General features: G+C 37.7%; 22 protein-coding genes. 21 read left to right on the top strand and 1 reads right to left on the bottom strand.

All coding sequences use genetic code 11. The features are described 5' to 3' along the window. The first annotated feature begins 5 nt into the window (after window positions 1-5). The 6 genes from ASU02_RS04495 (at window position 6) to ASU02_RS04520 (ending at window position 6,137) form a co-directional block, all read left to right on the top strand. Window positions 6-629: a FadR/GntR family transcriptional regulator gene (locus tag ASU02_RS04495; protein WP_082631695.1), complete on the top strand. Its 624-nt coding sequence runs from the start codon at window positions 6-8 to the stop codon at window positions 627-629. 215 nt (window positions 630-844) lie between these two features. Next, window positions 845-1,654, top strand: a complete 810-nt coding sequence (gene accD, locus ASU02_RS04500; RefSeq protein ID WP_057761750.1) for an acetyl-CoA carboxylase, carboxyltransferase subunit beta — start codon at window positions 845-847, stop codon at window positions 1,652-1,654. Continuing rightward, window positions 1,648-2,625, top strand: coding sequence for an acetyl-CoA carboxylase carboxyl transferase subunit alpha (gene accA, locus ASU02_RS04505; protein ID WP_057761443.1), 978 nt, complete (start codon window positions 1,648-1,650; stop codon window positions 2,623-2,625). Before accD ends, accA begins: the two co-directional genes overlap by 7 nt. 310 nt (window positions 2,626-2,935) lie before the next feature. Then, complete coding sequence (pfkA, locus tag ASU02_RS04510; RefSeq protein ID WP_057761445.1) at window positions 2,936-3,895, top strand: 6-phosphofructokinase; 960 nt, start codon at window positions 2,936-2,938, stop codon at window positions 3,893-3,895. A gap of 78 nt (window positions 3,896-3,973) precedes the next feature. Next, the gene (gene pyk, locus ASU02_RS04515) at window positions 3,974-5,734 is read left to right on the top strand and encodes a pyruvate kinase (RefSeq protein ID WP_057761446.1); all 1,761 of its coding nucleotides are present in this window, start codon (window positions 3,974-3,976) and stop codon (window positions 5,732-5,734) included. Between the two features lie 79 nt (window positions 5,735-5,813). After that, window positions 5,814-6,137 (top strand): FxsA family protein, encoded by a 324-nt coding sequence (locus tag ASU02_RS04520; protein WP_198317403.1) that lies wholly within the window; start codon window positions 5,814-5,816, stop codon window positions 6,135-6,137. Between the two features lie 256 nt (window positions 6,138-6,393). Here ASU02_RS04520 and ytvI read toward each other — a convergent pair whose 3' ends face one another. Continuing rightward, a complete protein-coding gene (gene ytvI / locus ASU02_RS04525; RefSeq protein WP_057761448.1) occupies window positions 6,394-7,518 on the bottom strand; it encodes a sporulation integral membrane protein YtvI in 1,125 nt (374 codons plus the stop codon). Between the two features lie 656 nt (window positions 7,519-8,174). Between ytvI and citZ the strand changes: the two genes are divergently transcribed. From citZ to nrdR, 15 genes are all read left to right on the top strand, one after another. Further along, entirely contained in the window at window positions 8,175-9,293 is a 1,119-nt protein-coding gene (gene citZ, locus ASU02_RS04530; RefSeq protein ID WP_057761449.1) for a citrate synthase, read from the top strand. Window positions 9,294-9,620: 327 nt separating this feature from the next. Next, complete coding sequence (gene icd / locus ASU02_RS04535; protein ID WP_057761451.1) at window positions 9,621-10,889, top strand: NADP-dependent isocitrate dehydrogenase; 1,269 nt, start codon at window positions 9,621-9,623, stop codon at window positions 10,887-10,889. A 220-nt stretch (window positions 10,890-11,109) separates the two neighbouring features. Continuing rightward, entirely contained in the window at window positions 11,110-12,048 is a 939-nt protein-coding gene (mdh, locus tag ASU02_RS04540; protein ID WP_057761453.1) for a malate dehydrogenase, read from the top strand. Window positions 12,049-12,231: 183 nt separating this feature from the next. Next, window positions 12,232-12,708, top strand: coding sequence for a MaoC/PaaZ C-terminal domain-containing protein (locus ASU02_RS04545; RefSeq protein WP_057761455.1), 477 nt, complete (start codon window positions 12,232-12,234; stop codon window positions 12,706-12,708). 174 nt (window positions 12,709-12,882) lie between these two features. Then, window positions 12,883-13,599 (top strand): response regulator transcription factor, encoded by a 717-nt coding sequence (locus ASU02_RS04550; protein WP_057761457.1) that lies wholly within the window; start codon window positions 12,883-12,885, stop codon window positions 13,597-13,599. Beyond that, on the top strand, window positions 13,596-15,368 hold the full coding sequence (pnpS, locus tag ASU02_RS04555) for a two-component system histidine kinase PnpS (protein ID WP_057761459.1): 1,773 nt from the start codon (window positions 13,596-13,598) through the stop codon (window positions 15,366-15,368). Before ASU02_RS04550 ends, pnpS begins: the two co-directional genes overlap by 4 nt. Window positions 15,369-15,601: 233 nt before the next feature. Continuing rightward, a complete protein-coding gene (gene hflK, locus ASU02_RS04560) occupies window positions 15,602-16,567 on the top strand; it encodes an FtsH protease activity modulator HflK (RefSeq protein ID WP_057761461.1) in 966 nt (321 codons plus the stop codon). Then, on the top strand, window positions 16,560-17,495 hold the full coding sequence (gene hflC, locus ASU02_RS04565; protein ID WP_057761463.1) for a protease modulator HflC: 936 nt from the start codon (window positions 16,560-16,562) through the stop codon (window positions 17,493-17,495). Before hflK ends, hflC begins: the two co-directional genes overlap by 8 nt. 97 nt (window positions 17,496-17,592) lie before the next feature. Next, window positions 17,593-20,223 (top strand): DNA polymerase I, encoded by a 2,631-nt coding sequence (gene polA / locus ASU02_RS04570; protein ID WP_057761465.1) that lies wholly within the window; start codon window positions 17,593-17,595, stop codon window positions 20,221-20,223. Window positions 20,224-20,514: 291 nt separating this feature from the next. Then, window positions 20,515-21,342, top strand: coding sequence for a DNA-formamidopyrimidine glycosylase (gene mutM, locus ASU02_RS04575; protein WP_057761466.1), 828 nt, complete (start codon window positions 20,515-20,517; stop codon window positions 21,340-21,342). A 477-nt stretch (window positions 21,343-21,819) separates the two neighbouring features. Then, a complete protein-coding gene (gene ytaF, locus ASU02_RS04580) occupies window positions 21,820-22,455 on the top strand; it encodes a sporulation membrane protein YtaF (protein WP_057761468.1) in 636 nt (211 codons plus the stop codon). 22 nt (window positions 22,456-22,477) lie between these two features. Continuing rightward, window positions 22,478-23,077 carry a dephospho-CoA kinase gene (gene coaE, locus ASU02_RS04585; protein WP_057761469.1) on the top strand — a complete coding sequence of 200 codons (600 nt, stop codon included), beginning with the start codon at window positions 22,478-22,480 and terminating at the stop codon, window positions 23,075-23,077. A 164-nt stretch (window positions 23,078-23,241) separates the two neighbouring features. Next, window positions 23,242-24,276, top strand: a complete 1,035-nt coding sequence (locus ASU02_RS04590; RefSeq protein WP_057761471.1) for a glyceraldehyde-3-phosphate dehydrogenase — start codon at window positions 23,242-23,244, stop codon at window positions 24,274-24,276. A 417-nt stretch (window positions 24,277-24,693) separates the two neighbouring features. Continuing rightward, window positions 24,694-25,068 carry an adenosylmethionine decarboxylase gene (gene speD, locus ASU02_RS04595; RefSeq protein ID WP_053477268.1) on the top strand — a complete coding sequence of 125 codons (375 nt, stop codon included), beginning with the start codon at window positions 24,694-24,696 and terminating at the stop codon, window positions 25,066-25,068. A gap of 288 nt (window positions 25,069-25,356) precedes the next feature. Beyond that, on the top strand, window positions 25,357-25,815 hold the full coding sequence (gene nrdR / locus ASU02_RS04600; RefSeq protein ID WP_057761472.1) for a transcriptional regulator NrdR: 459 nt from the start codon (window positions 25,357-25,359) through the stop codon (window positions 25,813-25,815). The last annotated feature ends 64 nt before the right edge of the window (window positions 25,816-25,879 follow it).

Below are 25,879 nucleotides of genomic sequence, written 5' to 3' on the forward strand. Positions count from 1 at the left end.
TTAACGTGAGTCAGTCTCGAAAAGACACAAAGATTTATGTTGAAATTGTAAATGAGCTCAGGCTTATGATTGAAAGAAAGAACTTAAAGCCTGGTGATAAATTACCTTCTGAACGTGAACTGTCTGAGCGCCTAAATGTTGGGCGCTCATCCGTTCGTGAAGCACTTAGGGCTCTTGAACTTCTTGGTCTCATTGAGACGAGAAGAGGGGAAGGAACATATATCCGTGATTATGGAGGACATAAGCTCGTTCAGTTATTAAGTACCTTTATTCTTCAGGATGAGAATGCGAAAAGAGATATTATTGAAACTAAATATTTAATTGAGTTAGACTGCTTATGGCTGAATCTTCAAAAGTGTTCAGATGGTCAGCTTCAAGATTTTAAAAGCTGGGCGGAGGAAGCTCAATACACAGATGATGAATTTTTTTTAAAGGTCGTTCGCTTAACCGAAAATCACTTATTCCTTAGAATGTGGATTATTTTAAAAGATTATTATAATTCCTTGCATCTGGATCAAATGGTTACTTCAAAAGAGGATTATGTGCAATTAGCCGACATGCTAATAACTAGGGATGAATCGAAGGTTAGAAACGCATATAAATTATTAAGAAAATTGTCGAAGAATTAACGACAATTTTTTGCACATTTTGTAACGATTTTATTTTATATTGAATAGGATAGACGAGCCACTCTTGATTTGAGCCATGTAATTTCAGGGGTATTATTTTTTAAAAAGGTGGTCTGACCACTTTAAAATATGAACGAACGTTACAGGGAGGTTTCACTTTGCTAAAAGTTTTTACAAAATCCAAAAAGAAGAAATATGCCACAATCCCTTCGGAAATGGCAAAGCATGATGTTCCCGAAGGAATTATGACAAAATGTCCTAATTGTAAAAAAATCATGTATACAAAAGAACTTGTCAAAAATTTAAAGGTATGTTTTCATTGCCAATACCATCATTCAATGAACTCAAAAGAGCGTTTAGCTAGCTTCCTTGATGAAAATAGTTTTGAAGAATTGAATGCTGGTATGATCTCAGAAAATCCACTCAACTTTCCGGGTTATCTTGAAAAGCTTGAAAAGGACAGAAAGAAAACGGAAATTAATGAGGCTGTTGTAACAGGACAAGGCACAGTTGATGGTCATCCGATCGTTGTTGCAGTAATGGATTCAACATTCCGAATGGGAAGCATGGGCTCTGTTGTAGGAGAAAAAATCACACTGGCCATTGAAAAGGCAGATGAGTTATCTGTTCCTTTTATCATTTTTACTGCCTCTGGCGGAGCGAGAATGCAAGAAGGAGTCCTTAGTCTTATGCAAATGGCTAAGACAAGTGTAGCGTTAAAAAGATTTAGTGATAATGGTGGATTGATAATCTCCATTATGACTCATCCAACTACTGGAGGCGTATCTGCAAGCTTCGCTTCTCTTGGTGACTATAATTTAGCTGAGCCGGGCGCTTTAATTGGCTTTGCAGGCAGAAGAATTATCGAGCAAACGATTCGAGAAGAATTACCTGAGGATTTCCAGACTTCTGAGTTTCTGATGAAGCATGGACAATTAGATGCAGTGATTTCAAGAATTGAGTTGAAAGAAAAGATTGCTACTATATTATCTATACATCAACAAGGCGGTGACATCGGATGGTAGGGGAGCTTGAATTTGAAAAACCAGTGATTGAACTAAGAAAAAAAATAGCCGAGCTAAAGGATTTTACGATGAATGCAGATGTCGATCTATCATCTGAAATAGAGAAGCTGGAAGCTCGATTAGAAAAATTAGAATCAGATATTTATGACCATATGAAGCCATGGGATCGGGTACAAATTGCTCGTCATCCTGGACGCCCAACTACATTAGAATATATTTCCCTGCTTTTTACTGATTTCTTTGAATGTCATGGGGACCGAACATATGGCGATGATGAGGCGATCGTTGGAGGAATTGCAAAATATAGAGGATTGCCTGTCACTGTAATTGGTCATCAAAGAGGAAAAGATACGAAAGAAAATATCCGTAGAAACTTTGGTATGCCGCATCCTGAAGGGTACCGTAAAGCACTTAGATTAATGAAACAGGCAGATAAATTTAGAAGGCCGATCATTTGCTTTATCGATACGAAGGGGGCTTACCCTGGAAAAGCAGCAGAGGAGCGCGGACAAAGTGAAGCAATTGCGCGCAATCTATTTGAAATGGCCAGTTTAAAAGTACCTGTTATCTGTATTGTAATTGGAGAAGGAGGAAGCGGCGGAGCATTAGCTTTAGGTGTTGGAAATCACATTCATATGCTGGAAAACTCCACATACTCAGTCATTTCTCCTGAGGGTGCTGCCGCGATTTTATGGAAGGATGCTGGACAAGCAAAGAAGGCTGCTGAAAGTATGAAAATTACTGCACCTGACTTGAAGGAATTAGGAATAGTTGATGAAATTATTCCAGAAGTAAAAGGTGGAGCACATAAAGATGTAAAGGCACAGGCAGAAGAAATGGATGCCATTTTGCATAAATCACTTAAGGAGCTTCGAGGCTTGAGTGAGGAACAGTTAGTATCACATCGATATGATAAATACAAATCAATTGGTGAACACTCCATGATAAAAGAGTTTATCGGTGTAAATTAAAAGCGTGCTAGAAGCATGCTTTTCTTTTGTGTTAAAGAGTTAGAATTGTTTGTAATTTTTGTTTTAATCACTGTTCACTATACCTTTTTTATAGATTGCCTTCATTAAGTTGTGATAGCTGTTTCTTCATGGTATTTTAATAGGTAGAAGAAAAATATACCTATTCGCTAATGAATGGCAAGCTTGTTCTGCAGAAAAAAATAATACTGCTTGTTTTGCTTATAATAAGACGGTATAAATGATTAAATGAATAGGGTTGAACTGTGAAGGGCCTACATAGTAATTGGGAAATTTTTTCGAGGTGATCCATTTGAAAAGAATTGGCGTACTGACAAGTGGGGGAGATTCTCCCGGTATGAACGCAGCTGTCCGGGCAGTTGTTCGGAAGGCAATCTATCATAATGTAGAAATTTATGGAATATTTGGCGGATATGCTGGCTTAATCAGCGGAAATATTAAAAAGCTTGAGCTTGGTTCAGTTGGAGACATCATTCATCGAGGCGGTACGATTCTTTACTCAGCAAGATGCGAGGAATTTAGAACGAAGGAAGGCCAGCAAAAAGGGATTGAGCAATTAAAAAAGCATGGAATTGAAGGTCTTGTTGTCATCGGCGGAGATGGTTCATACCGAGGGGCAAAAGCATTGACTGAACAGGGGTTTCCTTGTTCAGGTGTGCCTGGAACAATAGATAATGATATTGAAGGTACACAGTTTACTATTGGGTTTGATACAGCATTAAATACTGTTATTGACGCGATCGATAAGATTCGTGATACGGCAACCTCTCACGAACGAACATTTATCATTGAAGTGATGGGAAGAAATGCAGGAGATTTAGCACTTTGGTCAGGTCTAGCAGGAGGGGCGGAAACAATTTTGATTCCAGAAGAGAATTATAATATGGATGAAATCGCTTCTCGATTAATGAAGGGGCATGAACGCGGCAAGAAACATAGTATCATAATCGTTGCTGAAGGTGTATCAAGCGGCATGGAATTTGCGAAAGAGCTAGAGGAAGCAACTAATTTTGATACAAGAGTTTCTGTTCTAGGCCATATGCAGCGCGGCGGTTCTCCTACAGCTTTTGACCGTGTCCTGGCAAGTCGACTTGGTGCACGGGCGGTAGAGCTTTTGCTGGAAGGAAAAGGCGGACGTGCAGTTGGGATTGTAAATAATCAGGTTGTTGATCATGATATTATTGATATTCTCGATAAAGATCATGTAATCGATATGGATTTATATAAATTATCAAAAGAGCTATCTATATAATTTAATTAATAAAGTTAAAAAACTATTTTGTCTTAAGATAACAGATGTTTTTTCGCTTTTCATTGAGGAGGAGTAAGGATGCGTAAAACAAAGATTGTTTGTACGATTGGACCAGCAAGTGAGAGTGTAGAAAAATTAGTTCAACTTATTGAAGCCGGAATGAATGTTGCCCGTTTGAATTTTTCACACGGCAATTTTGAAGAACACGGCATGCGAATTCAAAATATTCGGGAAGCAGCAAGAAGAACAGGAAAAACAATTGCGATTCTTTTGGATACAAAAGGACCAGAAATTCGCACGCATAATATGAAGAATGATGCAATTGAATTAGTTGCTGGAAACGAGATCATTGTATCTATGAATGAAGTAGAAGGTACAACAGAGAAATTTTCTGTTACATATCCTGGTTTAATTGACGATATTCATACGGGTTCAAAAATTTTACTGGATGATGGTTTAATCGGTCTTGAAGTGATGAAGGTTGACCAGGAAGCGAAAGAAATCTATACGAAAATATTAAATACCGGTACTTTAAAAAATAAAAAGGGTGTTAACGTACCAGGTGTTTCTGTCAATTTGCCTGGAATCACTGAGAAAGATGCGAAAGACATTCTTTTTGGAATTGAACAAGAAATTGATTTTATTGCAGCTTCTTTTGTCCGAAGAGCTTCAGATGTTTTAGAAATTAGGCAGTTATTAGAAGAAAATAATGCTGCACATATTAATATCATACCCAAAATTGAAAATCAGGAAGGCGTCGATAAAATCGAAGAAATTCTTGAAATTTCAGATGGTTTGATGGTTGCTAGGGGCGATTTGGGAGTTGAAATTCCTGCGGAAGAAGTACCATTAGTTCAAAAGGAATTAATCAAAAAATGTAATGCTCAAGGAAAACCTGTCATTACTGCCACTCAAATGCTCGATTCCATGCAGCGAAATCCTCGTCCGACACGTGCGGAAGCAAGTGATGTTGCAAATGCTATATTTGATGGAACAGATGCGATTATGCTTTCTGGTGAGACAGCTGCTGGAACATACCCAGTTGAGGCTGTTCAAACGATGCATAATATTGCTTCACGGGCTGAAACGGCATTGGCTCATAAAGAAATTTTATCTAATCGTAGTAAAGATAACGAACATAATATAACAGATGCTATTGGCCAATCGGTAGCACATACGGCATTAAATTTAGATGTAGATGCGATTATTACTCCGACTGAAAGTGGTCATACAGCAAGAATGATCTCTAAATATCGACCAAAGGCGCCAATTGTTGCTGTTACATCTAATGATTTTGTATCACGTCGCCTTGCATTAGCTTGGGGCGTTTACCCATGTATCGGTAAAAAGGCTGTGACTACAGATGATATGCTTGATACAGCTGTGGAAGAAAGCTTAAATAGCGGAATTGTTTCTTCAGGTGATTTAGTTGTTATAACAGCAGGTGTACCGGTTGGTGAAGCAGGAACGACGAATCTTATGAAAATTCATGTAGTAGGCGATATACTTGCTAAAGCACAAGGAATTGGTCGTAAATCTGCGTTTGGCAGGGTCGTTATCGCTCGAAATGCTGCAGAAGCTTTGGAAAAAGTAACGGAAGGATCCATATTAGTTACAATTGGATCGGATCGTGATATGGTGCCTGCGATTGAAAAATGCAGTGCATTAATCACTGAAGAAGGCGGGCTTACAAGCCATGCTGCCGTCGTTGGTCTAAGTGTAGGGATTCCAGTAATTGTTGGTGTTGAAAATGCCACAGCCCTGCTGAAGGACGGACAGGAAATTACTGTTGACTCTAATCGTGGTGTTATTTACAATGGCCATGCAAGTGTTCTATAAGTGACAAGAGCTGATATTATATACACAATTGAATTTCTGCTATAATAGGGAGTAATCCCATTATAAAAGAGGTGGCATCATGCGCTACTTACTCTTACTACTTATCATTGTACCTGCAGCAGAAATCAGTGTTTTGCTGCTATCAGGCAATTTGATTGGTTTTTGGCCAACGTTAGGGGTCATTCTTTTTACAGGAGTTCTAGGTGCCTATCTTGCAAAAAAGCAAGGGCTAGAGACGATAAAAAAAGTGCAGGACCAGCTTCGGTATGGGCAAATGCCAGGTGAAGCAATTTTAGAAGGCATTTGTATTTTAGCAGGCGGCATTCTCTTGCTTACCCCAGGATTTATTACCGATATTACTGGCTTATTGCTGCTGGCTCCACCAACCCAATCCTTTTTTTAAAAGCTGATTTTAAAAGGTTTTAGAAGGTGGATGGATAGAAATACGGTTACGATCATTCGATAATGTAATAAAAAAAGGTCACTCCTGCAGGAGTGACCTTTTTTATGGTTTGGCGAATATAGTTGGTGCGACTGCAAATATATTTCATTTTTGTCCAATATCATGCAATCGGCGGCGAATATATAATTTTTTTGTCCAAAATAACTGAAGCAACGGCGAATATTGCATTGGTTTGAGTTATTTCATATTTTTCTATTTAGGCTTTGTTTTCATTTTTTCCTATAATATATGCCCATATATCACGGAATACATTTGCCCGATGGAGGGTAGTTAAAATAACAAGGGTAACGGGTCCGACAATTAAACCAAGAAAGCCAATGAGCTTAAATCCGACAAACAAAGCAACCAGTGTAGCCAGCGGGTCCATTCCGATATTAGATGAAAGTATTTTTGGCTCCATTACTTGACGCTGAACAAGTACAATTAAATACAGCACTCCTAATCCGATAGCCATGCTCATTTCTCCTGCTATCGCTTCATAAATGATCCATGGAACGAAAATTAACCCCGTACCTAAATATGGAATGACATCAACAATTCCCGTAATTAAAGCAATCGTAATTGCATAATCTACACGAAGGAAAAGTAATCCGATTAGAATAATGACTGTCGTAATTGAAATTAATGTAGCTTGAGCCTTAACAAATCCAAATAGTGCCTTTTTTAAATCGGTAAATACTGTTTTGCCGCTTACTCGTGCACGGCTAGGAATAAGCTTGCTGCCGATTTGTGAAAGACGATACCAATCCTTACTAATGAAAAATGTCCCAAGCAAAGAGAAAATCAGCACTGTTGCAGCATTAGGAAACCAGGAAATAATATTAGGGATTTTCCCGAAAAAGTTTTGAATGAAAGCACCGACAGTTGTGCCGATATGACTGCCAACATTTTTAATATTTTCTACGATAGTATCCTGCTGTCCCATATCTAAATTTTTGAATAAGCTAGTAAGCTGATTATAAAGAGGAATGATTTGTGCAGCAAAGAATTCCTCAATATAATTAATCAACGTATCTAAATGCTTTGGAACTACATTTGAAAGATAGTCTGCACCAGAAACAATCTCTGCAATCAGTAAAGTAATCAGGCCAGCAAAGACTCCAATGATGATAACTATGCTAACAAGTACAGCTAATGAGCGCGGCATTCGTCCCTTTTTTTCAAGGAAGTTTACAAGTGGGTTAATTAGAAAGGCGATGGCGAATCCGATAATAAAGGGATAGGTTACTTTAGACAAATAAAAACAGCCTAAGAGAAGAAGCACAACGAAGCCGAGAACGAAAAGAAATCTCAATGTCCTATGTAAATATACAGGATTCAAAAAAATACCTCCTATTTTTTTTAGGAATGTTAATTATCTTTCATCATACACCATTCCACTACGAGTTATAAATGCAAAAGGATTCAAATATGGTCTATATAAAAAGAAAATACTGTAAACCTATCAACTGAATGAGAAAAGGTTAAAAAGCAAATATATTTCTAATATTTATAAAGTTATGTTAGAATAGCTTCATAGGAGAAAGGTTTTTTAAAAAAGTCTCGACATTATCCAATGCTTAGCAAGGGAATGATAAATAACTTTTCTTGAAAAATAATAATTTTTTCACATTTTCGCCACTTTTCATTCACAAAAGTCAGATAATTGTTTATAATAGGACTTAAATGTACAACCATTTTCACAGGGCTCTATGAAAATTATCTTTCATCCTATTATTCTAGTATTTTTCTTATGATTTGTGAAAAAATGTAAGCATTTTCTTTTTTAATGTGTTGAGCAATCGCTCATTAGTTGATGATTTTGTATCTCTTAAGGATTGGTCTGTATGTTGGCGTTGTAAGCCGCATGTAAAAGGCTAAAATTACGCCTGTAAATATCAGAATATTTTTTCAAAGGTTAAATGATGGGATTTAACTTCAAAAGTTATTACAGACAAAGGGTATGGGGAAATTTATTATGTAAAGGAGAGATTCAGTATGACAGCAACACGCGGACTCGAAGGGGTAGTGGCTACTACATCATCTATCAGCTCTATCATTGATGATACTTTAACTTATGTTGGTTACAATATTGATGATTTAGCTGAAAATGCAAGTTTTGAAGAAGTAATTTATCTTTTATGGCATAGGAAGCTTCCTACTCAATCCGAGTTGGAGGAATTGAAAAACCAATTAGCTGAAAATGCAGGGTTACCTAAGGAAGTGTTAGAGCATTTCAAAATGTATCCAATCGATAAAGTACATCCGATGGCTGCTCTTCGTTCAGCTGTTTCTCTTTTAGGTTTGTATGATGAAGAAGCGGATATAATGAATACAGAGGCTAATTATAAAAAGGCAATTCGCCTGCAAGCAAAAATGCCTTCAATTGTAGCAGCATTTGCTCGAGTTAGAAAAGGTTTAGAGCCAATTGCTCCAAGAAAAGACCTTGGTTTTGCAGCGAATTTCTTATATATGTTATCTGGCAAAGAACCAGAGCCAATTGCAGTTGAAGCAATTGATAAAGCTTTAGTTCTGCATGCTGATCATGAATTAAATGCTTCTACTTTTACTGCACGTGTATGTGTCGCGACTTTATCAGATGTATATTCTGGAATCACAGCTGCCATTGGTGCACTAAAGGGGCCATTACATGGGGGAGCCAATGAAGCAGTTATGAAAATGCTGACTGATATTGGCACACTCGAAAATGTAGATTTATATATTCGTGAAAAACTAGAAAAGAAAGAAAAAATCATGGGCTTTGGACATCGGGTATACCGTCAAGGTGATCCTCGTGCAAAGCACTTAAGAGACATGTCTAAGAAGCTTACAGAACTTACTGGTGAACCACATTGGTATCAAATGTCTACTCAAATCGAAGAAATTGTAACAGGCGAGAAGAATCTGCCGCCAAATGTTGATTTCTATTCTGCATCTGTTTACCACAGCTTAGGAATTGATCATGACTTATTCACACCAATTTTTGCTGTAAGCCGTGTATCTGGCTGGCTGGCTCATATTCTTGAGCAATATGAAAATAATCGTTTAATCCGCCCTCGTGCTGATTACACAGGTCCAGGAATGCAAGAATATGTTCCTGTAGGCCTAAGAGGATAAGGAGAAAAGCGCAGGCGACTGTTTAGCCCCGACAAGCAAAAGACAGTCTGGCTGGGAGGCTGTTCTTTAACCTTCTAGCCAGACTGGCTTATGACCTCGAGGGGCTAGGAGCCGGAGCTAGCCAAGCAGAAAAGTGCAGGCGACTGAAAGAAGTTAAAACAGCGTTTACTTTTATATCAAAAGTTGCTGTAATAAAGAAAGAAGAAGGAGGGTTAGGGGCATGTGCCTACTAACCTTTGATTCTGATATATGCAAGGCAGTTATATACATATAAAAGCCAAAGGCTTAGAAACTGCCGCTGCTTTTTAAAAATGGAGGGAATAAACAATGCAAGGTGAAAAAATCACGGTTAGCAATGGAGTATTAAACGTACCTAACAATCCAATCGTTCCATTTATTGAAGGAGACGGAACAGGTCCTGATATCTGGGCATCTGCTTCAAGAGTATTAGATGCTGCTGTTGAAAAGGCATATAAAGGTGAACGCAAAATTGTCTGGAAGGAAGTATTAGCAGGGGAAAAAGCATTCAACCAAACTGGCGAATGGCTTCCATCTGAAACATTAGATGTGATTAATGAATATTTGATCGCGATCAAAGGTCCATTAACAACTCCAATTGGAGGCGGAATCCGTTCGTTAAACGTTGCTCTTCGTCAAGAGTTGGATTTATTTGTTTGCTTGCGCCCAGTTCGCTGGTTTGAAGGTGTTCCTTCACCAGTTAAGCGTCCTCAGGACACAGACATGGTTATTTTCCGTGAAAATACTGAGGATATTTATGCAGGAATTGAGTATGCAAAAGGTTCAGATGAAGTAAAGAAATTAATTGCTTTCCTTCAAGATGAAATGGGTGTGAATAAAATCCGTTTTCCTGAAACGTCAGGAATTGGAATTAAGCCAGTTTCAGAAGAAGGCACAAGCCGTTTAGTTCGTGCAGCAATCGAATATGCAATTAAAGAAGGCCGTAAATCGCTAACTTTAGTGCATAAAGGAAATATCATGAAATTCACTGAAGGTGCCTTTAAAAACTGGGGCTATGAGCTTGCTGAAAGAGAATATGGAGATAAAGTATTCACTTGGGCGCAGTATGACAGAATTAAAGATGAACAAGGTGCTGAAGCTGCAAACAAAGCTCAAGCAGATGCTGAAGCGGCTGGAAAAATCATCGTTAAAGATGCCATTGCGGATATTTTCTTACAGCAGATTCTTACTCGTCCTAAAGAATTTGATGTTGTTGCAACAATGAACCTAAACGGGGATTATATTTCTGATGCACTTGCTGCACAGGTAGGCGGAATCGGTATTGCTCCAGGGGCAAATATCAATTATGAAACAGGTCATGCAATTTTTGAAGCGACACATGGAACGGCTCCAAAATATGCAGGGTTGGATAAAGTAAATCCTTCATCTGTCATCCTTTCTGGTGTATTAATGCTTGAGCATTTAGGCTGGAATGAAGCGGCAGATATGATTGTGAAATCAATGGAAAAATCAATTGCTTCTAAAGTTGTAACATATGACTTTGCACGTCTAATGGATGGGGCAACAGAAGTAAAATGCTCTGAATTCGGTGATGAATTAATTAAGAATATGGAGTAATGAAATGCGGAAGCGCCTCAGCCTCGACAAGCATAAGACAAAGCACGCAGGAAATCCTGATTTCTGGAGTGATTTGGCTTATGGCTTGAGAGGCTAGGCGCTGGAGCTAGACAGTTGTCCACTCAAAAATGGTATACTTTATATATGTGTTTTAGGAGGCTGTTCTTGAATAAGAACAGCCCTCCTTGCATACATTAAAATTTTTAAGGAGGAACGAGTCATGTCATTGAAACGTAAAAAGATTTCCGTTATTGGTGGAGGATTTACTGGTGCAACTACTGCATTCCTGCTTGCACAAAAGGAACTAGGAGATGTTGTATTAGTAGATATTCCACAAATGGAGAACCCAACAAAGGGAAAAGCTTTAGATATGCTTGAAGCAAGCCCTGTTCAAGGATTTGATGCGAATATTACGGGTACTTCCAGCTATGAAGATACAGCTGATTCTGATATCGTTGTTGTAACAGCTGGAATTGCGCGTAAGCCTGGCATGAGCCGTGATGACTTAGTGCAAACAAACCAAAAGATTATGAAGAGTGTTGCCCAAGAAATTGCAAAGCATTCTCCTAATTGTTTCATTGTAGTTTTAACAAATCCTGTTGATGCAATGACATATACAATCTTTAAAGAGTCTGGCTTTCCTAAAAATCGTGTCATCGGTCAATCTGGTGTTCTTGATACGGCTCGTTTCCGAACATTTATTGCTCAAGAATTAAATCTGTCAGTAAAAGATATTACAGGCTTTGTTCTTGGCGGTCATGGCGATGATATGGTTCCTTTAGTACGCTATTCCTATGCTGGTGGTATTCCTCTTGAGACGTTACTATCAAAAGAACGTCTTGAAGCGATTGTTGAACGCACACGTAAAGGCGGCGGGGAAATTGTTAACTTACTAGGCAATGGCAGTGCTTATTATGCACCAGCTGCCTCGTTAGTTGAAATGTGTGAAGCCATCCTTAAAGATCAGCGCCGAGTTCTTCCATCCATTGCATATCTTGAAGGAGAATATGGATATGATGGCATTTATTTAGGTGTTCCGACGATCCTTGGGGCAAATGGCATTGAAAAAGTAATAGAACTTGAATTAACAGCAGATGAAAAAGCTGCATTAGATAAATCAGCTGAGGCAGTACGAAATGTGATGGCGGTTCTAGCATAATTTTTGTAAGATAGTAAGATAAATAAAAAAATTCGGGAAATTCCCGAATTTTTTTATTTAATTTCTTTTTTGGCTAATATAATAGTGATATAATAGAATAAATAGACTGATAATTTTAATAATTATTAGCTATTTTTTTAAGTATCATTGAAATCGTTTACATAACTTTGGAGGTGCAGAAAAATGTTACTTGGGAAAAAGAGAAAATTAGGTAGAAAGATTGAAGAAATCTCTGTTGGGGAGAAATTAACTTTAACTGAAAAAATAGAAGATAAGGATTTATTATTATATTTAGGTCTGACGAATGACGCAAATCCACTTTATATTCAACATGACTATGCCTCTCAGACGCCTTATAAAAAGCCAATTGTTCCAAGTATTATGTTGAATGGGATTATTAATTCTGCTATATCGAAATATCTGCCGGGACCTGGAAGCCATATTTTAAAGCAAGAAATCGAATTTCTAAAACCTGTTTACCACTATGGAACAGTACAGTTTCTATTTGAGGTAACTGAGGTTAGCAATAGCAGTCATACGATTCAAATTGAAGTAATCGGGACTAACGAGGAAGAGGAAACGGTGATCAAAGGGAAATTGCTTGTATGCCCTCCTCATCGCCTTAATAAAATGGAAGGCGAAGCACTTGATAATTTTTAACTTAATCGTTTTAAGAAGGGATATGCCATCGCATGTCTCTTTTTTTATATAATGTTTAGTGTTTCCCTTGTTACAAATAGATCCACAGTTTATATTAGTAGGTAAGATACATGATTTGGGTAATTTTTCAACTTGGATGAGGTAATAGGGGAATATATCAACTTGGAGGCAAATATGGAGAAGAGAATTCTTGTTGTTGATGATGAACAATCAATCCTAACATTATTGGAGTATAATCTGCAGCAGGCAGGCTTCAAAGTAATTACAGCGATGGATGGGGAGGCGGGAATTAACCAAGCGTTATCCCATTTACCGGATTTAATTGTACTTGACCTTATGCTTCCAAAACTTGATGGGATTGAGGTATGCAAACAGCTGCGTCAACAGAAGGTGTTCATACCTATATTAATGTTAACTGCAAAAGATGATGAGTTTGATAAAGTGCTTGGTCTAGAGTTAGGTGCAGATGATTATATGACGAAGCCGTTTAGCCCAAGAGAAGTAGTTGCAAGGGTTAAAGCTATTTTGCGGAGAACACAAATACATATGGATCCACCTGTCGTAACAGAGGAAGAATCGGACCATGTTCGTATTGCTGGTTTAAAAATTATTCCGGATCATTATGAAGCATATATAGAAAATGAACTATTAGAATTAACTCCAAAGGAATTTGAGCTTCTTTTATATTTAGCAAAAAATAAGGGGCGTGTCCTTACCAGGGATCAGCTTCTTAGTGCAGTCTGGAATTATGACTTTGCAGGGGATACTCGAATTGTAGACGTCCATATAAGTCACTTAAGAGAAAAGATTGAGCAAAATACGAAAAAGCCTGTTTATATAAAAACCATTCGCGGATTAGGCTATAAGCTGGAGGAGCCGAAAGGAGAATGATAAAATTTCGAACCAGGCTTCTTTTCGCACTAATCACATTAATATTTGCAGTTCTCATTGGTTTAGGGGTACTACTGGGACAGCTATATAAAAGTTATTATTTGAATGCCTTCGATGAGCGGCTAAAAAAAGAGACTCGGATGATCTCGAGTTATGTTGAAGAAGCAGGTGGCATTCTTGCACTGAAAAGTGAGTCCATTGATACATTTAGCAAAGTGTTAAATGCCCGTGTAACGATTGTTGATATTTCTGGTACCATTATTTATGATAGTAAACCATTAAAGAATACTAGCAGCAATAACGATCATCATTCAGTTATAAAGAGCATGATTGAGAAGGATTCTGCCGGGCATCATTTAATTGAGGTAAATGACGGGTATGACCTCCATTATTACTGGAGACCGATTGTAAAATCAGGAGCAGATGAAGGTTTTGTGCTGCTAAGTACAAAAATGACAGAAATTAATGAGGCCTATCGACAAATTTGGTGGATATTAATAATTAGTTTAGGGTTTGCATTCATAGTTATTCTTCTATTAGGAACAAGAATTATGAATCGTTATACAAAGCCAATTGAAGCTGCAACAAAGACGGCTATTGAACTAGCAAAAGGAAACTACCGTGCCCGTACGTATGAAGATCAGATTGATGAGACTGGGATGCTTAGTGCTTCCATCAATATTCTTGCAAGGAATCTTCAAGAAATGCGTAAATCACAGGAAATGCATCAGGATCGCCTTGCAGCTTTGATTGAAAATATGGGAAGTGGCTTAATATTAATTGATAAAAAAGGATATATCAGTTTAATTAATCGTTCTTACAAAGAACTGTTTCGTGTTCATGATTTCGAATATATGAATAAACTTTATTATGAAGTGATTCAGCAACAGGAGATTACTTCTATAATCGAAGAGCTTTTTATGACTGAGCAAAAAGTAAGGAAACAGATTTTTATTCCACTTAGTCATGGAAGACAGCATTTTGAAATATACGGAGTTCCAATCATTGGAACAAATGATGTTTGGAAAGGGATTTTACTTGTATTTCATGATATATCAGATTTGAAAAAACTAGAACAAGTAAGGAAAGACTTCGTAGCAAATGTTTCTCATGAATTGAAAACACCCATTACTTCAATAAAAGGGTTTTCTGAGACACTTTTAGACGGAGCAATGGAGGATAAACAGGCTCTTGAAGCTTTTTTGAAAATTATTTTACAGGAAAGCGATCGCTTGCAATCTCTTATACAGGATTTATTAGATCTATCAAAAATGGAACAGCTCGGTTTTCACCTTTCTATTCAGCAGCATAATATAAGAACAACTCTAGAGGAAGTAATTGCGATTTTGCATAAGAAGGCAGATGAAAAAGAGATAAAGCTTCAGTTTGAGGCAGATAAAGAATCCATTTTAATAGAAGGGGATGCAGATCGTCTGAAACAAGTTTTTTTAAATCTTGTTTCTAATGCCATTTCCTATACACCAGAAGGAGGTCATGTTTTCCTTCGATTAAGTGAATCCGCATCCAGCATATTTGTTGAAGTGAAGGATACAGGTATAGGGATGGAGCAGAGCGAAGTTCCAAGGATTTTTGAAAGATTTTATCGTGTGGACAAAGCACGGAGCCGTAATTCTGGGGGAACAGGTCTGGGACTTGCAATTGTTAAACATATTGTTGAGGCTCATAAAGGGACTATCATTGTCACTAGCCAAGTAGGAAAAGGAACGACATTTTTAATTGAGCTTAACAAGCGATTGGATGATGAATGATCGATAGCAAGCATTGGTTATAAATTTACATGATTTTTACAACCTCTTTATAATCTCTTAATATCTGCTTGTTACAATGATAATTGAAAAACCCCTTCATCCAAGGAGTTAGAAAAAGGAGAAAGCAACCCCTGCTTTCTCCTTTTTCATATTTGTTTTTGTCATATATTTGAAACCTTTCTATGATGAAATCGTATTAAAAGTTAACGAAATGTATAGAAGGGGGAAAGTAAATGGTTAGTCTTAAGAGGATATATACATTAACCGGACTAGTATTTCTTATCATTATATTAGGTATTACTGCATTTACGACATGGTATACAGTAGATGAGTCTGATCAAGCGGTTATTTTGACCTTTGGAAAAGTTGAGGAAGGAATTACAGAGCCAGGCCTTCATTTTAAACTGCCCTGGCCGATTCAAAGTGTAGAAAAGCTTTCAAAGGAAACCTTTAGTCTTCAATTTGGTTATGAAGATAAGGATGGGAAGTCTAAGGATTTTCCCGAAGAAACGAAGATGATTACTGGAGACGAAAATATTGTCATGGCCGATCTTGTTGTTCAATGGAAGATTACCAATCCAGAAAAATATTTATATAATTCATCCAATCCGAAAGAGATTCTTCATGATGCTACATCTGCTTCTTTAAGAAGTATCATTGGAAACTCCAAAATTGATGATGCTTTAACATCAGGTAAAGCAAAAATTGAAGCAGATGTTAGGGAGCTGCTGACATCTTTAATAGAAAAATATGATATCGGCATTTCGGTATTAGCGGTTAAGCTTCAAGATGTAGAGCTTCCTAATGATGAAGTACGAAAGGCATTTACAGATGTAACAGACGCAAGAGAAACAGCGAATACAAAGTTGAATGAAGCTCAAAAGTATAAAAATCAAAAAATGAATGAGGCAAATGGTGAAAAAGATGCGCTTATTTCAAGAGCAGAAGGAGAGAAGGCTGCTCGTTTAGAAAGAGCGCGTGGGGATGTAGCTGTATTTAATAAGCTTTACAATGAATATAAGAACAATCCAGATATTACGAGAGAGCGCTTAGTTATTGAAACACTTGAGCAAGTACTTCCAAATGCAGAAATTTATATTATGAATGATGACGGAAATACAATGAAATACTTCCCGATTCGTCCTTTAGAAAAAGAGGAGTCTAAGCCAAAAGCAGAAGGAAGTGAAAATAATGAGTGATCAAAATGTTGTGAATATGAATGAGCGCGGTGGAAATAATCTACAATGGAGAAAGTATATCAAGCTTGGTATGTTCTTCGTCATTCTTTTTGTCCTGCTTGGCATCCTTATAAGCAATCTTATCATTGTTAAGGAAGGGGAATATAAGGTAATCAGGCAGTTTGGTGAGGTAGTGAGAATTGAAAGCGAACCAGGATTAACATATAAAATTCCGTTTATCCAAAGTGTCTCTACTCTTCCTAAATATCAATTGACCTATGATGTATCTGAAGCTGAGATTAATACGAAGGATAAAAAGCGGATTATCATTGATAACTATGCCGTTTGGCGAATAGAAGATCCAAAAAAAATGATCGCTAACGCCAGAACGCTAGAAAGTGCGGAGTCGAGAATGGAAGAATTCATTTACTCTGTTACACGAACAGAACTGGGGCAGCTAGATTACGATGAAATCATTAATGATGAAAAGTCTTCCAGAGGCTCATTGAATGACCGCATTACGGAAAAAGTGAATGAGCTGCTTGATAATGATAATTACGGAATTATTGTTACAGATGTAAGAATGAAACGTACGGATTTGCCAGCAGAGAATGAACAGTCCGTTTATACGAGAATGATCTCCGAACGTCAATCGAAAGCCCAAGAATATCTTTCTAAAGGGGATGCCGATAAAAATGTTATTATCGCAAAAACCGATAAAGAAGTAAAAGAAATATTGTCAAAAGCCCAGGCAGATGCAGAGGAAATTCGAGCAGATGGAGAAGGTGGAGCTGCGAAAATATATAATGAAGCTTTCTCGAAAGATCCTAGCTTCTATTCCTTGTATCGTACATTAGAATCCTATAAAAAGACAATTAATGGGGAAACAGTTATTGTCTTGCCATCTGATTCGCCATATGCTCACTTTTTAATGGGAAATACAAACTAAATCATATATAAACCGTTATTTTTCATTCTTTATCTACTCATGATAAAATGGAGGAAAATAACGGTTTTTTGCTTTAGGCAACGGAAGGAGAATTTTTTTGAAAAAGAAACTTGTTTTAATCGACGGCAACAGCATTGCATACCGTGCTTTTTTTGCTTTGCCTCTTCTGAACAATGATAAAGGGATTCATACGAACGCAGTGTATGGCTTTACAATGATGCTGAATCGAATTCTTGAGGATGAAAAGCCAACCCATCTATTGGTTGCCTTTGATGCAGGGAAGACAACATTTCGTCACAAGACATTTAGTGAATATAAAGGTGGGAGGCAAAAGACACCACCTGAGCTATCTGAACAGTTTCCTTTTATTCGCGAGCTGTTAGATGCTTATGGAATCTCACGCTATGAATTAGAAAATTATGAAGCAGACGATATTATCGGCACGCTCTCTCTTCATGCAGAAAAAGATGACTTTGAAGTGAAAATTATTTCTGGTGATAAAGATTTAACGCAATTAAGCTCGGAAAAAACAACGGTTTCAATCACTCGTAAAGGGATTACAGAAATCGAAGATTATACCCCGGCCTATATACAAGAAAAGTATGGGTTTACACCCGATCGAATTATTGATATGAAAGGATTAATGGGGGATGCTTCAGATAATATCCCAGGTGTGCCAGGCGTTGGTGAAAAGACGGCAATAAAATTGCTTAAGGAATTTGGATCACTTGAGACAATTTTATCTTCTGTTGATAAAGTTGGTGGAAATAAGTTGAAGGAAAAGCTGGAGGAATTTAATGATCAGGCGTTAATGAGTAAGGAATTAGCGACGATTACGAGGGAAGCGCCTATAGAAATCGAGTTAAGTGAAGTGGAATACGAAGGGTATGAAAGAGACAAGGTAGTCAGCATTTATAAAGAGCTTGGCTTTAATTCATTATTGGACAAACTAGGCGAGGAAACAGGATCTGAAGAAGTAGAACTTGAAGAAATTGAATTTGAAGTGATCAATGAGATAACAGAAGATATTTTTTCAGATGAGAATGCTTTTTATATTGAAGTACTAGAGGATAATTACCATTATGCAGATATTATCGGCTTCTCAATCGCTAATGATAAAGGAACATTTTTTATTTCCACAGACAAAGCATTGGCTTCACAAGTATTTAAACAATGGGCAGAGGATGCAAGCAAAGAAAAAATTGTCTATGATGCGAAAAGGTCTGAGGTTTCGCTTCGCCATCACGGCATTCATCTAGCAGGAGTGAAGTTTGATTTGCTGATTGCTTCCTATCTAATTAACCCATCAGCAACAATAGAGGATGTGGCATCGGTTGCAAAAAGCCATGGCTATGAATCCATTCAATCGGATGAAGCTTTCTATGGAAAAGGAGCCAAACGAAGCGTACCAGAAGAAGGCGTGTTAGCTGCACACCTTGCAAGAAAAGCTTCTGCATTAAAAGCTTTAAAAGATCAGCTTGATAAGGAGCTGAAGGATAATCAGCAGGCAGAGCTATTCTATGAATTAGAAATGCCTTTATCATTAATTCTTGCAGATATGGAATCATGCGGGGTAAAAATGGATCTTGAACGATTAAAGGCCATGGGAGAAGAGATTCATTCAAAATTAGTAGGAATTGAGAGCCGAATACATGAATTAGCAGGAGAAAAGTTTAATATCAACTCACCGAAACAGCTTGGGGTTATTCTTTTCGAAAAGTTAGGGCTTCCTGTTTATAAAAAAACAAAAACAGGTTATTCAACCTCAGCAGATGTTCTTGAGAAACTTGAGACAAAGCATGAAATCGTTAGAGAAATCCTCGATTATCGTCAGCTTGGAAAGCTTCAGTCCACATACATCGAGGGCTTGCTGAAAATTGTCAATAAAGACAATGAAAAAGTTCATACAAGATTTAATCAGGCTTTAACACAAACAGGAAGACTAAGTTCAACAGACCCAAATCTTCAGAATATCCCTATTCGTCTAGAAGAAGGAAGAAAAATAAGACAGGCATTTATTCCTTCTGAAAAAGACTGGGTGATCTTTGCAGCTGATTATTCTCAAATTGAGCTTCGTGTACTAGCTCATATTGCGAAGGATGATAAGCTGATCGAGGCCTTTAATCATGATATGGACATCCATACAAAAACAGCGATGGAAGTGTTTCATGTTAGTGAAGATCATGTTACTTCCAATATGCGCCGTCATGCAAAAGCAGTTAACTTTGGGATCGTATACGGAATTAGTGATTATGGGTTATCTCAAAGTCTTGGAATTACCCGAAAAGAAGCAGGTCAATTTATTGAACGTTATTTAGAAAGTTACCCCGGAGTCAAAACGTACATGGAAGATATTGTTGCCGATGCAAAGCAAAAAGGATTTGTCTCAACCCTCCTTCACCGCAGAAGATATCTTCCTGAAATCACAAGCAGAAATTTTAATTTGCGCAGCTTTGCAGAACGAACAGCAATGAATACGCCAATTCAAGGAAGCGCAGCAGACATCATAAAAAAAGCAATGATAGATATGGCTGATCGTTTAAAAAGAGAAAAGTTAAAAACACGTTTGCTCTTACAAGTACATGATGAATTGATCTTTGAAGCACCGAAGGATGAAATTGAGGTATTGAAAAAAATCGTTCCAGAAGTGATGGAAAACGCAGTGGAGCTTGAGGTTCCTCTCAAGGTTGATTATGCCTATGGACCAACATGGTTTGATGCTAAGTAAAGGGAGAAATGAAAGGCTCTTTACAAAAGTTGTTTTTTTGACCTAGTTATGTGAATAAACACTGTTGGCAATAAATTTGTTGACTGTAGCGGAAGGTGCGAGACTCCTGCTGAAAGGAGTGGACAGGTGTGAACCCCACTGGTGTTTTAACTCCGAGGATGCTCACCTCCCACCCCGCGGGTAACTGCGCATCCTGTAGCGGAGTCAACCTCTGCCAACTATATTTATTTAGAAATAGTGTTTGTGATAAATGACAAATGAAATGAATGATCGTACAGGAAGTGATAAAGCATGCCTGAATTACCAGAGGTAGAGACCGTCCGCAGAACATTAATGGAATTAGTGAGTCATAAAGAAATTAAATATATTTCGGTTTTTTGGCCCAAAATTATTAAACATCCAGAAGAAGCAGCTCAATTCCAGGATGCATTAGTTGGACAAACTATATTGGATGTTGGAAGAAGAGGGAAATTTTTAATCCTCTATACAGATGACTATGCCCTTGTTTCTCATTTGAGAATGGAAGGAAAGTACGGTGTATTCAAAAAAACAGAGCCCGTAGATAAACATACCCATGTGATCTTCCATTTTGCTGATGGAACCGAATTGCGTTATAAGGATGTACGGAAGTTTGGGACCATGCATCTTTACAAGAGAGGACAGGAGTTTAATACACTGCCTCTATCACAATTAGGACCTGAGCCATTTTCTACAGACTTTACGATTGAAGCATTCGCTTCTAAGCTATCGAAAACAAAAAGAAATATAAAGGCTGTTTTGCTTGATCAAAAGGTAGTTGTAGGACTTGGGAATATATATGTGGATGAAGCGTTATTTCGCTCGGGAATTCATCCAGAAAGAGCTGCTGATGATTTATCCAATGATGAGATTGTCAGACTTCATAAGGAAATCTCAAATACTTTATCAGAAGCAGTACAAAAAGGAGGAAGTACGATTCGATCGTACGTAAACTCTCAAGGGCAAATTGGCATGTTTCAGCTTGAGCTTTTCGTTTATGGAAGAAAAGGTGAAGAATGCAGGGTTTGCGGGAGCACACTTGAGAGAATTGTATCAGGTGGACGTGGTACGGTCTTTTGTCCAAAATGCCAAGTAAAATAAGTAATAAATGTGGGCTGCAGTGCCTATTTCCTAACAAACTTCAGGTCCCCACCTTGAGATAAGTCGACATCAATTCGCTCACGCATATTGTGTCTCCTTTATCGAAAGAACTGGCCCTTCCAGTTTGTACGGCGATGAACAAGGCGCCTCCGCTTTTCATGATGTCTAGCTGCGGCTTCTTGCCCCTCGAGGTCATAAGCCAAGCTGGCTAGAAGGTTTAAGAACAACCTTCCATCCAGCTTGTCTTATGCTTGTCGGGGGTGATCAAGGCGCCTCCGCATTTCGTGATGTCTAGCTACAGCGCCTACCCCCTCGAGGTCACAAGCCAAGCTGGCAAGAAGGTTAAAGAACAACCTTCCAGCCAGCTCGTCTTGTGCTTGTCGGGGGTGATCAAGGCGCCTCCGCATTTCGTGTTAACAAAGGATAGGCTTCTTCCATATACTATCTTAGCGATTGTCAGGGAGGAGTCCTATTCATATGATGCACTCGATCACACTTTTGTTATTAGCGTTTGCTGTAAGTCTTGATAGCTTTAGTGTTGGATTAACTTATGGCATTAGAAAAATGCATATTCCATTTAAATCAATTGGCATAATCGCCTGTTGTTCTGCCGTTGCATTAATGATTGCAATGATGATTGGCCGTGTTTCAGCTCAATTTTTATCGCCTGCATTTGCGGAAAGCTTAGGAGGGATCATTCTTATTGGTCTCGGAGCATGGGTTTTATATCAATTTTTCCGTACTGAAAAGGCAAAGGATGTTCTTCCGCATGAGAAGACGATTATCAATTTTGAAATAAAATCACTAGGGTTAGTGATTAATATTTTGCAAAAGCCAATGTCTGCAGATTTTGACAGATCAGGGACTATTACTGGAATAGAAGCATTAATGCTCGGAGTTGCTTTATCACTTGATGCTTTTGGTGCGGGAGTTGGTGCAGCCATGCTTGGCTATTCTCCTTATTATTTAGCATTAACTGTAGCAATCATGAGTTCATTATTTGTTTTTATGGGGATGAAAATCGGAACATTATTTTCTAAAAGCAGTTGGGTACAAAAATGTTCGTTCATTCCTGGTGTACTTTTAATTCTGCTGGGAATTTGGAAAATTTAAAGGATTTAGGGTGAATTAACGAATGTCTATTGTTGTCGGCTTAACAGGTGGAATTGCAAGCGGGAAGAGTACCGTTTCTTCCATCCTAATCAAAAAAGGAATAACAGTTATTGATGCAGATATTGAAGCTCGGTTAGCCGTTGAAAATGGCGAGGAAGCTTATTATGAAATTGTCCGCCACTTTGGTGACGAAGTGCTGCTTACGGATGGTTCAATCGATCGGGGAAAGTTGGGTTCGATTATATTTCATAATCAAGAAAAACGTCTTATGCTCAATAATATTGTACATCCAGCTGTGCGGAAAAGAATGATCGAGAAAAAAGAAATGGCCATTAATAATGGGGAAAGGTTAATTATTATGGACATTCCATTGCTCTTCGAGAGTAAACTTACATTTCTTGTGGATAAGACATTATTAGTGTATGTAGATGAAACGATTCAATTAGATCGACTAATGGAGCGTAATCAGCTTTCGAAAGAGGATGCAATTGCGAGAATCCGCTCGCAAATGCCATTAAAGGAAAAAATTCACTTAGCAGATGCTGTGATTAATAATAATGGAACAATTGAAGAAACAAAGAAGCAGTTAGGAGACATTCTAAAAAAATGGAATGCGATTTAAAAGAGCCGGAGGGCTCTTTTTTGTATACATATTTTTCGTAAATTAACAGAATAATAAAACATTTAATTTCCACATTTTAATTATCGCAAATGTCCACCAATATGTTATACTAATTACAACAACAAACATTAAAAGTATAACATTAATGTGGAAGGGGCCGTAATATGAAGGCAAATATTGCAATTAATGGTTTTGGGAGAATTGGACGAATGGTATTTAGAAAGGCCATTCTTGACGACAAACTTAATGTGGTTGCCATCAATGCAAGCTATCCTGCAGAGACTTTGGCACACTTAATAAAATATGATACAAATCATGGGCAATTTGAAGGGGAAGTTATTGCTGAAGAGGGAGCTATTATTGTAAACGGAAAGAGAGTTCAATTATTGAGCAACCGTAATCCAGAAGAACTACCTTGGCAGCAATTAAATATTGATATTGTTATTGAAGCAACAGGGAAATTTAATTCACGAGATAAAGCTGCTCTTCATTTAGAAGCTGGTGCAAAGAAAGTAATCCTAACGGCACCAGGAAAGAATGAAGATGTAACAATTGTTATGGGGGTAAATGAAAGCGCATTAAACATTAATGAGCATGATATTATCTCTAATGCTTCTTGTACAACAAACTGCTTAGCACCTGTTGCGAAGGTTCTTGATGAACAATTCGGAATTGAAAATGGATTAATGACAACTGTTCATGCGTATACAAATGATCAGAAGAATATTGATAATCCGCATAAGGATTTACGCCGTGCACGTGCATGCGGCCAGTCAATCATTCCAACATCAACAGGCGCAGCTAAGGCATTGTCACTAGTACTTCCGCATCTTAAAGGAAAGCTGCATGGAATGGCTTTACGAGTACCAACACCAAACGTTTCACTTGTTGATTTAGTTGTAGATCTTAAATCGGATGTAACGATTGATCAGATCAACGAGGCATTTGAAGCCGCGTCTGAAGGTTCTTTAAAGGGTGTATTAGATATCACTGATGAGCCATTAGTATCTATCGATTTTAATACAAATGAACACTCAGCTATTATCGACGGATTATCAACAATGGTAATTGGTTCCAACAAAGTGAAAGTCTTAGCATGGTATGATAACGAATGGGGCTATTCTTGCCGTGTTGTTGACTTAACAAAATATGTGGCTAAGGAATTATACAATTCTTCAATAGTGAAAGTTGGAAACTAAATAATTGCAAATGTTTGAGGCTTGCCGGGTTACTGGCAGGCCTATTTTAAATTGGGAGAACTTACAGCAGATGAACGGACAGGTTTGCTATGTTTCTGAGTGTAATTGTTTCAATTCCCAATCAACAGGGGAAACCACCTCTGAAGAGCGTTTCACTTTATTATATCTGAATAGTCCCCGTTGTTTAGGAAAGGGTATAAAGGATGAAGTGCGAAGATCCCTTAATAAATTTTTTAAAAGCACATATTGCAAAAAGAAATCAAACAAAGTATACTAGTCCTCGTGAACTTCTTAAATTTTGGTTATAATGGCTACTTAAAGGGTTAGGACCTCTCTGGACTAACTTTCCCCCGTGGTAGTTGTGAACCATTGGAAACTTAGAAATTCATTATTATTGTTAAAGGGGGAAATTTGAATATGGAAACAATGGGTCGTCATGTAATCTCAGAATTATGGGGATGCGATTTTGAAAAGTTAAATGATATGGATTTTATTGAAAGAACTTTTGTAGGTGCAGCATTAAAGTCTGGTGCTGAAATTCGCGAGGTTGCCTTTCATAAATTTGCACCACAAGGTGTTAGCGGAGTGGTTATTATTTCCGAATCACATTTAACGATTCATAGCTTCCCAGAACATGGATATGCAAGCATTGATGTATATACATGTGGTGATCTTGATCCTAGTATTGCTGCAAACTTTATTGCAGAGGCTTTAGGAGCCGAGACATGTGAGAATATTGAGATTCCTCGTGGTATGGGTCCTGTTCAAGTTAAGCAATCTAACATTCTATAATGAATATTGAGATGTGAAACTCAAGAGGTGTATTTTATACACCTCTTTTTATTTTGTCTAGATTATCGCAGATTAACGGGCAGTAAGACCCTTAACGAAAAGGAAGTCGAGGAAACACAAGTGAAGGATCAACTGCCCGTAAATGCCCGATTGGTTCAACTAACCATCAGTTGGGAATGAAAGAAAACCCCTACTGATGGAAGTTTCACTTATATTGTTGGGATTTTTCATAAAAAATAGTACAATAAGAGTATCATATATGAACGATTAGGATTCGGAGCTGATAATATGAAATGCCCTTCATGTCAAAGTAACAATACCCGTGTTCTCGATTCCCGTCCCGTCGATGATTACCGATCTATCAGGCGCAGAAGGGAATGCGAAAGTTGCGGGTACCGATTCACAACCTTTGAGAAGGTGGAGGAAATTCCGCTTGTTGTAGTCAAAAAAGAGGGGACAAGAGAAGAGTTTAGCCGTGATAAGATATTACGGGGATTAATTAAAGCTTGTGAAAAAAGACCAGTTGCTCTGAAGGAATTAGAGGAAATTACTTCTAGCGTTGAAAAGGAATTACGTAGCAATGGGGTTTCAGAAATTAAGAGTGATGCCGTTGGTGAAATGGTTATGGACAGGTTAGCCAATATTGATGACGTAGCATATGTAAGATTTGCCTCTGTTTATAGACAATTTAAGGATATTAATGTATTTATTGAAGAGCTGAAGGAATTGATAAAGAAAGAAAAGTAATCTTACTTGAGCTAAAAGAATTTCTTTAGCTCTTTTTTTACTTTGATTGGATGAAATAATGAAA

The organism is Cytobacillus praedii, from assembly GCF_001439605.1.
Lineage (GTDB): Bacteria > Bacillota > Bacilli > Bacillales > Cytobacillaceae > Cytobacillus > Cytobacillus praedii.